We start from the raw sequence: 12,884 nt of genomic DNA, 5'->3' as shown, positions 1-12,884 counted from the left end.
GGCGTCACCGGACCGAGTAGCCGGCGTCGACGGTCAGGGTGGTGCCGGTGACACGGCGGGAGCCGTCGCCGGCCAGCCAGAGCGCGGCCTCCGCCACGTCGGCCGGGTCCACCAGCGTGTTCATCGGCTGGTCGGCGGTGAACAGCTCCTCGTGCTCGGCAGCCGGGACGTCGAGCGCCCGGGCCACCTCGGAGAGCATCCGGCCGTCCATCGCCGGCTCGTCCCGGATGTTGCCGGGGCACACCGCGTTGACGCGCACTCCGTACGAGGCGTAGTCCAGGGCACTGGCCTTGGTCAGGCCGACCAGCCCGTGCTTGGCCGCGACGTACCCGGCGAAGTTGCGGTAGCCCACCAGACCCGCGGTGGACGCGATGTTGACGATCGAACCGGAGCGGCGTTCGACCATGGCGGGGGCGAACACCTTGGTGGCGCGCCAGGCGCCCCCGAGGTCGATGTCCACCATGAGCTGCCAGTCCTCCTCCGCCGTCTCGTGCACCGGCAGCCCCGAGGGCGCCACGATGCCCGCGTTGTTGACGAGCACGTGCGGCGCGCCGAAGCGGTCGTGCGTCCGCTCGCGCAGCTCGGTCAGGGCCGCGAGGTCCCGGACGTCGACGGCGGCGGTGAGCACGTCGGCACCCAGGCGGCGGCAGGCGTCGGCGGTGTGGGCGAGCTGGCTCTCGGAGCCCATCGGGTAGGGGACGCCGGGAATCCTGGCGGCCACGTCCAGCAGGACCAGGTCCGCGCCCTGGGCGGCGAAGGCGAGCGCGCAGGCCCGTCCGGCGCCGCGCGCGGCGCCCGTGATCACGGCCGTGCGCCCTTCGAGGGTGCCGTCGGCCGGGTGTTCCGCGGTCATCGGGCGCTCGCCTCCTCGTCCAGCCGGGGCCCCGGATCCGTGCCGGGCGCGGCCTCGTCCCCCGCGTCGCCGGTACCGGGCCGCTCGTCCATGGCGCGCAGGGCGGGCCACCGCCAGCTGACGGCGATCAGGACGAGGTAGACGAGGGAGAAGCAGAGCATCGGGACGCGCAGGCCGGCCAGGTCCACCAGCCATCCGGCGGTCAGCACGCCGAGCGGGGCGGAGGTGAGGGCCATGGCTCCGGTGAGGCCGAAGACCCGGCCGCGCAGGTCCTCGGGGACCCGCTCCAGCATGATCGTCGAGAGCATCGGGTTGAGCGGTCCGCCGGCCACACCGACCAGGAAGCAGATCACCGTCACGCCGACGGCACCGGGCTCGAGGTAGAGCGTCATGCGCAGTACGGCGACCACCGCGAAGCAGCCGAACAGGGTGTACCGGCGGTTGGACAGTATGTTCCGGCTGGCGGGGCCGTACAGGAAGGTGCCGACGATGGCACCGATGCCGACCGCGCCGAGGAACCAGCCCATGGCCGCGCTGCTGTGCAGCACCTCCTGGGCGTACACCGGCAGGAAGAGCGGGGTGAAGGCGTCGTCGAGGAAGTTGGTGACGACGACGAAGGCGGTCATCGCCCCGATCACCGGCATCGTCCTGACCAGTGCCGCGCCTTCGCGGAGCTGGCCGAAGAAGCCGGGCCCGGCCGCCGCGCCGCCCTGGGGCCTCTTGGGCTCGGCGACCGGCACCGCGAAGGCGACGAGCACGGCGGCGACGAGGAAGGTCGCGGCGTCGACGTACATGCCGACGGCCGAACCGGTCGCCGCGATCAGCACGCCGGCCAGGGGCGCGCCGGCCACCAGGCCGAGCCGGGGTGCCGCCTGGTACCAGGAGTTCACGCTCTCCAGCCGTGCCCCGGCGCCTTCGATGACGGGCTTGAGCAGCGCCATCCGGGCGGCGGTGGCGGGGGTCGCCACGACCGTGCGGACGAACAGGAGGGCGAGCAGCAGCGGGATCGGCAGCCCCGTGGTGGCGTCCAGCAGCGGTACGAGCAGGACCAGGATTCCGGCCGCGAGGTCGGACAGCACGCTCAGCACGCGTCCGCCGAACCGGTCGACCAGGACACCGCCGACGGCGCCCGCGAAGATCAGCGGCAGCGCGCCGATGAACCCGGCGAGACCGGTGGTGGCGGTCGATCCGGTGGTGTGCAGGACGAACAGCGGCACCGTCACGATCGTGATGGCGTTGCCGAAGGCCGACAGGTACTGGGCCGTCAGCAGGGCCACGAGGGGGCCGCGGCGCGGCGCGGCCGTTACGGCGGGCTCGGTCATGTCTGTTCTCCCTGCCGGTCCCGTCGCTCCCGGCTGAGCCGTGCGAAGAGACGTTCCATGCTTTCCTCGGTCACTCCGGTCACACCTGGAAGGCCGTCCGGGAGCCCGGTCCGCCGCTCCCCCGCGAGCAGGTCGCGCAGTTCACGGACGGTGGCCGCGGCGGCCTCGTGGACGGCGGCGGCGTCCACCGCGTCCGGGTTGAACAGCCAGCGCAGGACGGCGTGGCCGTCGCGCACTCCGACCGCGACGTCCACGTCCACCTCCCGCTCCACCTCGGCGTTGCCGGTCGCGGCGGTCTGCGCCGAGGCGATGAAGGGGCCGGTCGAACCGTCGACCGGGTCCGTCAGCTCACCGAGGTGGTTCACGATGACCCGGGGCCGTTCCAGGGCCGCGAACTCCGCGCGCAGGCCGGGTTCGGCGGCACATCCCAGCAGCCCGAACGTCTTGCCGGAGTCGGGGATGCCGCGCAGCGCGGTGACCGTGGCGCGCAGGTCGTCCTCGGCCGGACCGCCGGTGAGGGGCACCCGGAAGGGGTGGGCGGCCGAGTAGAACCCGACGGCCCGGTCCGGGTCCCAGTCGGGCAGCGCGGCCAGCGGGTCGCGGCCCAGGCCGATCAGCCACACCGACGGCTGGTCCTGGGACGCCCAGGGGCGCAGCGCGCGGGCGACGGCGGTGAGGGCCGCCGCCTGCAGTGCGCCGTACCCGTCCGGGGGCAGGGGCAGCGACACCTCGAACGACCGCTCACCGGAATAGGTGTTGGGACCGTCCAGACGCCAGCGGTACGGACCCGCGCCGCCCGACTGCGCCCGCCAGTACCCGGCGTGCGGTGCCGGGTCCAGACTCCTCACGACGGCCGCGTGTTCGGCGTGGCCGGCACGTTCGGCGGCCAACGGCTCACCCCGGTAGGCGGCGGCCAGGTCGGCGATGACGATGCCCCAGGACATCCCGTCGATGACGAGGTGGCTCGCGCCGATGACGACCCGGTCGGCCTCGCCGGGGACGCCGGGCAGGTGGCTGACGGCGAACAGCGGCCCGGCTCCGCGGTCGAAGCGGGCCCGCTGGGCGGCCACCACCTGTCGCGGGTCGGTTCCGGCCGGTTCCGCCGACCAGTGCCAGTCCGCGCCGGGCACGAGCCGGGCGCCGAGGGTGTCGTCGGGGCGCACGGCGGTGGTCAGCGCCGGATGGGAGCGCACCACGTCCTCGGCCGCCCGTCGCAGACGTTCGGGATCCAGCGGGCCGGCCGCGGTGAGGACGTGGCTGTGCGAGAAGTCCTCCACCCGGGACAGGCCCCGGCCGAGGAGCATCTCCTGCTCGGGACCGAGCGGCCCGACGGGCGGGACCGGCGCACGGTCCGCCGGAGTGCCGCTGCGGGAGGCGAGGACCTGGGCGAGTCCGGCCGGGGTGGGGTGGGTGAAGACGTCCTTGAGGGTGACGGTGAAGCCGTCGCCGCGCAGCCTGTGGGCGAGCCGGACGGCGAGCAGCGAGGTCCCGCCGCTGGTGAAGAACACCGCCTCGGGATCGGCCGATTCGACGCCCAGCACATCGCACCAGGCCGTGGTGACCCGGGCGAGGGTCTCGGCCGCGGCCGGTCCGGCCGCGGCCTCGCCGGGCGTGGTGCTGCCGCCGAGCAGCGGTGCGGGCGGCACGGGCAGCGCCGGGGAGGGCCGCCGCAGCGGCTCGTCGGGGTACCGGGTGAACTGCTCGATGAGCTGGAGCAGGCGGTCGGCCATGGCGGCGACGGTGGCGTGCTCGAACAGTGCCGTGCGGTACTCGATGCGTCCGTAGACGGTCGTCCCGACCCGCCACCAGGCCGTCGTCAGGTCCATGGTGGAGATGCCCTCGGGCACGGCGTTGGCGTACACCTCGGCACCCGGGAGTTCGAGGATCTGCGAGTCGTCGAGGTCGAGTTGCACCAGCATGGTCTGGAGCAGCGGGTACTGGTTGGTGGAGCGGTCCGGGGCGGCGGCCTCGACGATCTCCCCGAAGGGCACTTCCCTGTGGTCGGCCACGGCCGCGGCGGAGCTCGCGACGGCCGCGAGCACGTCCTTGGGCGCCGGGTTCTCCGGCAGCCTGATCCGCAGGGGGACGCTGGTCAGCAGGAACCCGATCAGCGGCTCCGCCTCCGGCTCGTTCCGGGTGGAGGTGGGAATGCCGATGATCAGGTCACGCTGGCCGGTGACTTCGTACAGCAGCGCGGCGTAGACGGCGGTCATCGCCGTGGCGGGGGTGGTGCGGGCCTCCCTCGCGTACCGGAAGAACGCCTCGGCGACCGTGCCGTCGAGCGTGAAGTTGTAGTGCTCGCCGCTGTGGTCGGTGGTGTCGGGGCTGTGGTCATAGGGCAGCGCGAGACGCTGGGGCACGCCGTCCAGGAAGGTCCGCCAGAACTCCCGGTGGCGGGCGCCGTGCGGGCCCGCGAAACGTTCCCGTTGCCAGTGCGCCCAGTCACCGAACTGGACCGGCATCTCGGCCACGCGCGGCGGACGGCCCTCGGCGAGCGCCCGGTAGTGCTCGAGGAGTTCCTCGTTGAGGCGCACGTACGACCACTGGTCGACGAACGAGTGCGGCATCGTCTCGACGATCTGGTGGTCGTCCTCGGCCACCTTGGCGACCGCGAGGCGCAGGACCGGGTCGGCGGCCAGGTCGAAGGGACGGCGGACCTGCTCGGCGATGAACTCCTGCCGGCGCGCCTCGATCTCGTCGGCCGGTACCTCGGTGGTGTCGTCGCGCGTCAGGTCGGTGAAGCCGAGGTCCGCCCGCCGGTCGGGGTGCACCCGCAGGAAGGGACGGCCGTCCTCGGCCTCGGCTCCGGAGCGCAGCAGTTCGTGGCGGCTCACCAGGGCGTCCGCGGCGCGCCGGAAGAGATCCCGGTCGAAAGCCCCGCGTACGCGGAGCCCGTAGCCGAGGGTGTAGGTGGTGGTCCCCGGGTCGAGCTGGTCGAGGATCCAGAGGCGTTCCTGGTCCATGCCGAGCGGGAACCGGTCCCGGGGCCCCGGCCTCGGACGCAGTACCGGACCGTTGCGGGCGGCGAGCCGGCTGGTGAGCGCGGCGCGCTGGGCGGGGCTGAGCCGGGCGAGCCGGGCCGTCAGCCGCTGGTCTGCGGGGGTGCTCATACGGTCCTCCCGACGGCCGGGACACCAAGGCGGAAGAGGGCGGGCAGTGCGTCCAGGACGTCGGAGGCCGGCAGCCCGAAGTCGATCAGGCAGCCCACCTCGTCGGCGCCCGCCTCGGTCAGGTCGGCCAGGACGGCCAGGGCCTTGTCCGGGCTGCCGAGGAGCGAGGGACCGGTCAGGAAGTCCAGGTAGGCGCTCTCCAGCAGGACGAGTTCGTCGCTGCTCCCGGTCTGTTTGCGGAAGGACCGCAGGTAGGAGTGCATGGCCGGGCGGAGGAAGTCCTCCAGGTCCGGCCGGTCGCTGACGTACGCGTGTGCCATGACGACGACGTCGCCCTCGCCGGGATGACCGGCGTCCTTCCACGCCTGCCGGTAGCGGGCGATGTTCTCGCGCAGGGCGGGCATCGTCTGCCCGAGGAGCGCGGTCGCCACCCCGTATCCGACCCGGGCGGCGGTGACGAACGTCTGCGGGGTGCCGGTGGCGGTGAGCCAGACGGGCAGCTCGGGCTGGACGGGCCGGGGGCGGGTCAGCACCTGGGTCGTGGTGCCCGCGGTGGACGGGTACGGCAGGGTCTCGCCGCGCCAGAGGGCACGGATGTCCTCGATGGTGCGGCCGGTGACCTCGCGCCGGTCCTGGTAGTCCTCGCGGGCCAGGGCGAAGTCGTCCGGGTGCCAGCCGCTGCCGAAGGAGAGGCCGACACGCCCGCCGGAGAGACCGTCCACGACCGCCCACTCCTCGGCCACGCGGGCGGCGTGGTGCAGCGGGGCGGCCACACTGCCGGCGCGGATACGGATGGTGCTGGTGCGGGCGGCGACCGCGGCGGCCAGGACCGACGGGTTCGGCGAGAAGCCGCCGAACTCGACGAAGTGCCGCTCCGGGAACCACACGGCGTGCTGGCCCGCCGCGTCGGCGGCGGCTGCCGCCTCCAGGACGAACGCGTAGTAGGCGGCGGCGTCGGCGTGGTCGGCGCTGGCGAAGAAGTAGAGACTGCGGCGCAGCTTCCCGGAGAGCTCCACCGGGCCCCGCCGCTGTTCGGCGCGCTGGGCGCGCAGCCCCGCACTCAGCTGGCGCCGCTGTTCCGGGGTCAGCGCGCCAAGGCGCGCGGAAAGATCACTCATGGCTGGTCCGCCCCTCCTCGCTCTCGCTCTCGATCTCCTCCAGCAGCCGCAGCAGGGCGGCGTCGTCGCGCTCGGCGGCGAGTGCCTCGGCCCGGGCGATGAACCCGGCGAGGGAGGAGTTCTCGTACAGGTCCTGGAGCCGGATCTCCACCAGGAGGGCGTCGTTGACGACGCTGACCAGGTGGGCGGCGTGCAAGGACGTGCCGCCGAGGTCGAAGAAGTTGTCCTCGGACCGCAGTTCGGCGATGCCGAAGGTGTCCTGCCAGAGGGTCCGGACGGCTTCGGCCGTCGACGCCTCCTCGGCCGGCTCCCCGGTGGCCGCGGTGACGGGGCCTGCCTCGTCGGCCGCGGGGATCAGGTCCGGCGCGGGCACACCGGCCGGGCGGGCTTCGAGGGGCCCGGGCTCCGGGGCCGCCACCCAGTGCCGCTGGTCGGCGAAGGGGTAGGCCGGCACTGCCACGACGCGGGCGGGCCGCGCGGGTCCGGCCGGTGTGTGACCCGCGGTCCACAGCGCCGCCAGGGCGCCGTACCAGTCGGCGGTCTCGTCCGCGCCGGCACGGCCCGCCGCGTCGACGACGTGGAGGTCGCGCCGTGCGGCGAGGGCCGCCCGACGGACCTCCGCGGTGGCCGCGTGCGACCGGTGCAGGCCGAGGACGCTGTCCGGGGCTGCTTCGAGCAGTGCGGTGACCGCGTCGGTGAAGCGGACCGGGCTGCTCAACTGGCTTCCCCAGTGGGCCGGGTCGACCGCCTGGGCGTCGGTGAGCAGTGCGCCGGTGAGTCCGGAGACGATGGGCACGGCGGGTACCGAGAGCGTCAGGGTGGCGACGAACTCCTCGAACTCCTTGGCCGCACCGGCCATCGCGCGTGAGTGACCGGCGCGGGTGACCGGCAGGCGCGTGGTGCGGATGCCCTCCTCGGCGCAGCGTCCCTCGAAGGCGGCCAGCGCCTCCTCGGGGCCGCCGCAGACGGTGTTGTCCGGCCCGTTGAGCACGCAGACGTCGACCTCCAGGCCGGCCGCGAGCCGTACGGCGGTCTCCTCTCCGGTGCGCACCGCGGTCATCGTCCCGGGCTCCGCCGAGGCCATCAGCCTCCCGCGCCGCACGACGGCGGCCACCGCGTCGGGCACGGAGAAGACACCCGCGTGAGCAGCCGCGGTCAGTTCGCCGACGCTGTGTCCGAGCAGCAGCTCCGGGACGAGGCCGTGCCGTTCGGCGTGGCGCAGGCCCGCGAGGCCGAGGACCAGCAGCAGCGGCTGGACCACGGCGGTGTCGAGCAGGCGGGGGTCGTCGGCCGGCCAGTTCCGGGCGTCGGAGAGGTCGGGACCACCGGCCCGGCTCACCTCGGCGGCGAGTTCGGCCAGGTCCGCCGCGAAGCCGTCGTCCACGGCGGCGAGCCCGGCTCCCGCACCGGCGAGCGGGACGCCCTGGCCGGGCAGCACGGCGGCGAGCCGCGGCGCGGTCTGGGCTCGACGGCTGTCGTTCCCGGTCAGTGCGGTCAGTGCGGCGACGAGGTGGTCACGGGCCTCGGCGGGGTCGGCGGGCAGGGCGGTCGCCCACCGCTCGGGCAACGCCTTGCGGTGGTGCCACAGGGTTCCGGTGAGCTCGCCCAGCGGAACCTCGGCGCCGTCGCCGTCGAGCCACGCCGCCAGGTCGCGGGCCTTGCGCTGGAGGGCTTCCGGGGTGGCCGCGGACAGCACGGCGAGGTGGGGCTCCCGCCGTGCCGCCGGCGCGTGCCCGGCCGAGCCGGTGGGCCGGGGCGCGGCGGTCAGCAGTACGTGGCAGTTGGTGCCGCCGAGCCCGAACGAGCTGACGCCCGCGGTACGGGGCCGGTCGTCGGGCCAGGGACGGGAGGCACGGGGCAGTTCGAAGGACGCGGAGCCCAGCTCCACGTCGGGGCCGTCGCCGGGCTGGGACGGGGTCGGCGGCACCACGCCCGTCTCGACCGCGAGGACCGCCTTGATCAGGCCGATGACGCCGGCCGCCGAGTCGCAGTGCCCGATGTTCGGCTTCACCGCGCCCAGGGCCAGGCCCGAGTCCGCCGGCCGTCTGCCGTACACCTCGGCCAGGGCGGCGAGTTCGACCTGGTCGCCCAGGGTCGTGCCGGTGCCGTGCGTCTCGACGTAGCCGACGTCGACGGGTTCCAGCCCCGCGACGGCCAGGGCCTCGCGCAGGACGTCGGCCTGGCCCTGCGGGCTGGGCGCGGTGGGGCTCATGCGGGCGGCACCGTCGTTGTTGACGGCGCTGCCCAGCAGGTGGGCGCGGGCGTTCTCACCGGTTCCGGGCAGGTCGGAGGCCCGGCGCAGCACCACGATCCCGGCGCCGCTGGACGGCACCGTCCCGGCCGTGCCCTCGGTGAAGGCGCGGCACCGGCCGTCGGGCGAGGTGATGCCGCCCTCGGCGAAGACGTAGCCCTGCTCCTCGTCGAGGTGGACCGTGGCTCCGCCCGCGATCGCGATGTCGCACTCGTAGGTGAGCAGGCTGCGGATCGCCTGGTGGACGGCGACGAGGGAGGTGGAGCAGGCGGTCTGGACCGTGATGGCGGGGCCGGTCAGGCCGAGCCGGTACGCCAGGCCGGTGGCGAGGAAGTCCCGTGAGTTGCCCAGGGCGATCTGTTCGGTGCCGAGGACGCGCACCGTCTTCTCGTCCTTGAGCACGTGGTCGCGGTAGTACGTCTCGCTGCCGCACCCGACGAACACTCCGATGCGGCCCGTGGCGCGTTCGGGGTCGATGCCGGCGTCCTCCAGGGCCTGCCAGGCCACTTCGGTGAGGACGCGGTGCTGCGGGTCGGTCGCCGCCGCCTGGGCGGGCAGCATGCCGAACAGGTCGGCGTCGAACCGGTCGAACCGGTCGATCTGTCCCGCGCGCAGACCGCCCTCGGGCGCGTCGGCCCGCAGGGAGACGACACCGTCGGTGATCGACTTCCAGAAACCGCCGAGATCCGTACTGCCGGGCACACGCAGGGACATGCCGACGACGGCGACGGCGTCCGTGTCCTCCGAGACCGTACCGGGGTCGTGGTCCTGGCTGTACTCGCTCACGCTTCCTCCTGGTTGGCCCGCCCGCCGGAGGGCGGGCCGATGATCGCCGCGAGGCGGCGCGGGGTCGGGTTGCGGAATATGTGCTTGAGCTGGGAACCCGGGAATCCGGCCGTACGCTGCAGGGTGTTGAGCCGGACCGCGAGCAGTGAATTGCCGCCCAGCTCGAAGAAGTTGTCGTCGGGCCCCACCGGGACGCCGAGGAGTTCCTGCCACACCCGGGCGAGCCGGTCGGCGGCCACGGGTTCGCCCGGGGCGGCCGGGCGGCCGGTGCCGGTGGTCTCCTGCGGCGGAGCGGTGTCGTTGCCCCGCGCCGGTTCGGGCAGCCGGCTCGGGTCGAGCTTTCCGTTGACGGTCAGCGGCAGCGACGGCACGGGGGTGAGGGTCGCGGGCAGCATGTGCGAGGGCAGCCTGGCGGCGAGCCACCGGCGCAGTTCCGCGAGGTCCGGCGCGGCGTCGGTGCCGACGAAGTAGGCGTCGATCCGCGCGGTGGCCGCGTCGTGGGCGTCCCGGACGACGGCCGCGGCTCCGGTGACGGCGGCGTGTGCCAGGAGCGCTCCGCCGATCTCGCCGAGCTCGATGCGGTGGCCCCGGATCTTGACCTGGTCGTCGAGCCGTCCCAGGTGCTCCAGTTGGCCGTCCGGCAGGAGCCGGCCCCGGTCGCCCGACCGGTAGAGCACCTCTTCCGGGAGTCCGACGGAGCTGCCGGGTACGAAGCGTTCGGCGGTCAGTCCGGGCCGGTTGAGGTACCCGGCGCTGACGCCGCTGCCCGCGACGTGGATCTCGCCGGGGACTCCGGGGGCCACCTGGCGGCCCTCCTCGTCCAGCACGTACAGCCGCCACCCGGGCAGGGCGGATCCCACCGAGCGCGTCCCGGAGAGGGCGTCCGCCCGGGTCAGGTCGCGCCACGTGCAGTGCACGGTGGTCTCGGTGATGCCGTACATGTTGACCACCCGGCAGGTCCGCTCCGGATAGCGGTCCATCCAGGGCAGCAGCATCCGCGGGTCGAGCGGTTCACCGCCGAAGATCAGCAGACGGACGAAGAGGTCGTCCGCCGAGGCCGCGTCCGCGGCCAGGAGCTGTGCGAACGCCGACGGGGTCTGGTTGAGCACGGTGACGCGTTCGGCGGCGAGGAGGGCGTGGAAGCCTTCCGGGTCACGGGCGATCCAGTGCGGTACGACGACCAGACGGCCGCCGGTCAGCAGGCAGCCCCAGATCTCCCAGACGGAGAAGTCGAAGGCGAAGGAGTGGAAGAGCGACCAGACGTCCTCCTCCCCGAACCCGAATCCTTCCGGACCGGCCGTCGCGGCCAGCAGGGCGGCGACGTTGTGGTGCCGTACCAGGACCCCCTTGGGGGTGCCGGTGGAGCCGGAGGTGTGGATGACGTAGGCCACCCGTTCCGGGTCGGGTCCGGGCAGCGGGGTGTCGGTCCGGGCGGGCGTGGCGTCGGCGGGCAGCAGGGTCAGGTGCGACGGCAGCAGGTCCGGGTCGCAGTCGGTCACGGCCGTGGTGAGACCGGTGTCCTCGGCGACGAAGGCGAGCCGTTCGCGCGGGTAGTCCGGGTTGAGGGGTACGTAGGCGGCGCCGGCCTTGAGCACCGCGAGCAGCGCGACGACCAGGTCCGTGCCGCGGTGCATGCACACGCCGACCCGGTCCCCCGCGCGCACCCCGGCCTCGGCCAGCGACCGGGCGACCGCGGTGGCGCGGTCGTCGAGCTCGCGATAGGTCAGGCGCTGCTTCTCACAACTGACGGCGACGTGGTCGGGCAGACGAGCGGCCTGCTCGGCGAAGAGCGAGGCGAGGTCGGCACCGGCCGTGACGGTGTCGCCGGACGACGGCCCGGCGGGACCGGCCGGTTCGGTCGCGGGGACGGTGGAGAGGCGCGCGAGGGGGGCGCTCGGGTTCTGGGCCATGGCAGCGAGGGTGGTCTCCAGTTGGCGGCAGAAGCGGGTGGCCGCGGCGGTGTCCACCTCGGTCGCCCTGTGCCGCAGCAGGCCGCGCCGCTCACCGCCGAGGTCCTGCCGGACGTAGAGGGCGAGGGGGAACTGGGCCGGGCCGAAGCCGGGGTCCGGCAGCGAAGTCGCCGTCAGCTCGGGCGTGACGATGTCGGGCAGGGTGCGGCAGGGGACGACGACCAGGGAGAGACCGGCGCGGTCCGAGGGCGGCAGTACCGTCGACAGGGGCAGGTCGGCGTCCCGGTAGGCGGTCATGGCCCGCTGGTGGGAGCCGCGCAGATAGTCGGTCACGGTCTGGTCGCTGTCGGTCTCCAGCGGCACCGGCACCGTGGCACTGAAGTAGCCGACGGCGGTCGCGTGGCGTGGTGTGCGGCGGGAGACGGTGGTGCCGAGCACGGGGCGGGCGGTGGCGCTGTTCCGGCTCAGGACCAGGCCGGCGGCGGCGAGGACCAGCGAGTGCCGGGTGATGCCGAGTTCGGTCGCCAGTCCGCCCGCGGCGTCCCACACCGCGTCGCGGATCAGCAGGGGCACCGCGCCGGAAGGTCCGGCGGGCTCCGGCCCGGGGGTGCGGGCCCATTCCAGTGCGGCGGACACACCGGGCCGGAGTCGGCGGGCGAGCTCGGCGGCCCGCTCCCGCCGCTCGGGCGGCAGTTCGTGCCTGCCGAGGGACCACTGCGCGAAGGATTCGGCCGGGAGGCCGGGCGCGTCACCGAGCAGCCACTGGGCGAGCACCGCCATGGACGTCTCGTCCACGATCAGGTGATGGGCCGTCAGGCAGAGGTGAGCGGTGCGGGGGCTGTGGCGGACCAGGACGACGCGCAGCAGGGGGCCCTCGTCGAGGTCGAACGGCCGCAGCGCTTCCCGGCGCAGACGGGCCCGGGCGAGCGGTCCGTCGGGGTCGACGGGTGCGTCGGCGACGAACAGTTTCGGAGGGCGGCGGCCCGGAACGAACACCAGCCGGCCTTGGTCCTCCGTCACCCGTGAGCCCAATAACGGGTGGGCGGCGAGCAGTTCGGCGAACCTGGTGCGGAGGGCGGCCTCGTCGAGGGTGCCGTCGACACGCAGGAACAGGGCGGAGTTGTACGTGGCCGGGTCCTCCGCGCTGCGGTCCGCCGCGTACAGGTCGCACTGTCCCGGGGTGAGGGGCAGCACCTCCGGCCCTCTAGTCACGGCCGCCGGCGAGGACGGTCCGGAAGAGGGTGGCCGCGTCCGGGGCTTCCAGGATCTCCAGGTAGTCGAGCTCCTGCCCGGTCAGCTTGAATATTCGGTCGGCCAACAGCACCGCCTTCAGCGAGTCCCCGCCATTGGCTATAAACCCTGTATTCAGATCGGCTTCATCACCGAGCATTTCTTTCCAGAGTACGGCGAGCTCTTCCGTGGATACCCGCATCGCAGGCCCTCCCGTTACGCCATCGAATAACGCTTCTCCCGACACAGAACATCACCAACCAATGACTCTCGACGGTGACTGCAGCCTGGTGGCCGCGAGAAC

At 73.9% G+C, this 12,884-nt stretch carries 7 protein-coding genes; all 7 read right to left on the bottom strand.

Going from position 1 to position 12,884, the window contains the following annotated elements:
• Positions 1-4: 4 nt before the first annotated feature.
• From ACICHK_RS33335 to ACICHK_RS33305, 7 genes are read right to left on the bottom strand one after another with little or no spacing between them, the layout of a single operon-like run.
• On the bottom strand, positions 5-853 hold the full coding sequence (locus ACICHK_RS33335) for an SDR family oxidoreductase (protein WP_406839800.1): 849 nt from the start codon (positions 851-853) through the stop codon (positions 5-7).
• Positions 850-2,175, bottom strand: a complete 1,326-nt coding sequence (locus tag ACICHK_RS33330; protein ID WP_406839799.1) for an MFS transporter — start codon at positions 2,173-2,175, stop codon at positions 850-852. Before ACICHK_RS33330 ends, ACICHK_RS33335 begins: the two co-directional genes overlap by 4 nt.
• Positions 2,172-5,285, bottom strand: a complete 3,114-nt coding sequence (locus tag ACICHK_RS33325) for a condensation domain-containing protein (RefSeq protein WP_406839798.1) — start codon at positions 5,283-5,285, stop codon at positions 2,172-2,174. The genes ACICHK_RS33330 and ACICHK_RS33325 overlap by 4 nt, the downstream gene beginning before the upstream one ends.
• Positions 5,282-6,403 carry a MupA/Atu3671 family FMN-dependent luciferase-like monooxygenase gene (locus ACICHK_RS33320; RefSeq protein WP_406839797.1) on the bottom strand — a complete coding sequence of 374 codons (1,122 nt, stop codon included), beginning with the start codon at positions 6,401-6,403 and terminating at the stop codon, positions 5,282-5,284. Before ACICHK_RS33320 ends, ACICHK_RS33325 begins: the two co-directional genes overlap by 4 nt.
• Positions 6,396-9,440, bottom strand: a complete 3,045-nt coding sequence (locus ACICHK_RS33315) for a type I polyketide synthase (RefSeq protein WP_406839796.1) — start codon at positions 9,438-9,440, stop codon at positions 6,396-6,398. Before ACICHK_RS33315 ends, ACICHK_RS33320 begins: the two co-directional genes overlap by 8 nt.
• Positions 9,437-12,562, bottom strand: coding sequence for a non-ribosomal peptide synthetase (locus ACICHK_RS33310; protein ID WP_406839795.1), 3,126 nt, complete (start codon positions 12,560-12,562; stop codon positions 9,437-9,439). Before ACICHK_RS33310 ends, ACICHK_RS33315 begins: the two co-directional genes overlap by 4 nt.
• Entirely contained in the window at positions 12,555-12,782 is a 228-nt protein-coding gene (locus ACICHK_RS33305) for a phosphopantetheine-binding protein (RefSeq protein ID WP_151472933.1), read from the bottom strand. Before ACICHK_RS33305 ends, ACICHK_RS33310 begins: the two co-directional genes overlap by 8 nt.
• Between the last annotated feature and the right edge of the window lie 102 nt (positions 12,783-12,884).

This window comes from Streptomyces sp. AHU1, from assembly GCF_045343905.1.
Taxonomy (GTDB): domain Bacteria; phylum Actinomycetota; class Actinomycetes; order Streptomycetales; family Streptomycetaceae; genus Streptomyces; species Streptomyces triticiradicis.
Note: the sequence above shows the minus strand (reverse complement) of the source record. Positions and strands in the feature narration are given on the sequence as shown.

Coding starts and splice junctions, on each gene's coding strand:
- ACICHK_RS33325 (WP_406839798.1), bottom strand. CDS start 5,285: ATGAGCACCCCCGCAGACCAGCGGCTGACGGCCCGGCTCGCCCGGCTC.
- ACICHK_RS33320 (WP_406839797.1), bottom strand. CDS start 6,403: ATGAGTGATCTTTCCGCGCGCCTTGGCGCGCTGACCCCGGAACAGCGG.
- ACICHK_RS33335 (WP_406839800.1), bottom strand. CDS start 853: ATGACCGCGGAACACCCGGCCGACGGCACCCTCGAAGGGCGCACGGCC.
- ACICHK_RS33330 (WP_406839799.1), bottom strand. CDS start 2,175: ATGACCGAGCCCGCCGTAACGGCCGCGCCGCGCCGCGGCCCCCTCGTG.
- ACICHK_RS33305 (WP_151472933.1), bottom strand. CDS start 12,782: ATGCGGGTATCCACGGAAGAGCTCGCCGTACTCTGGAAAGAAATGCTC.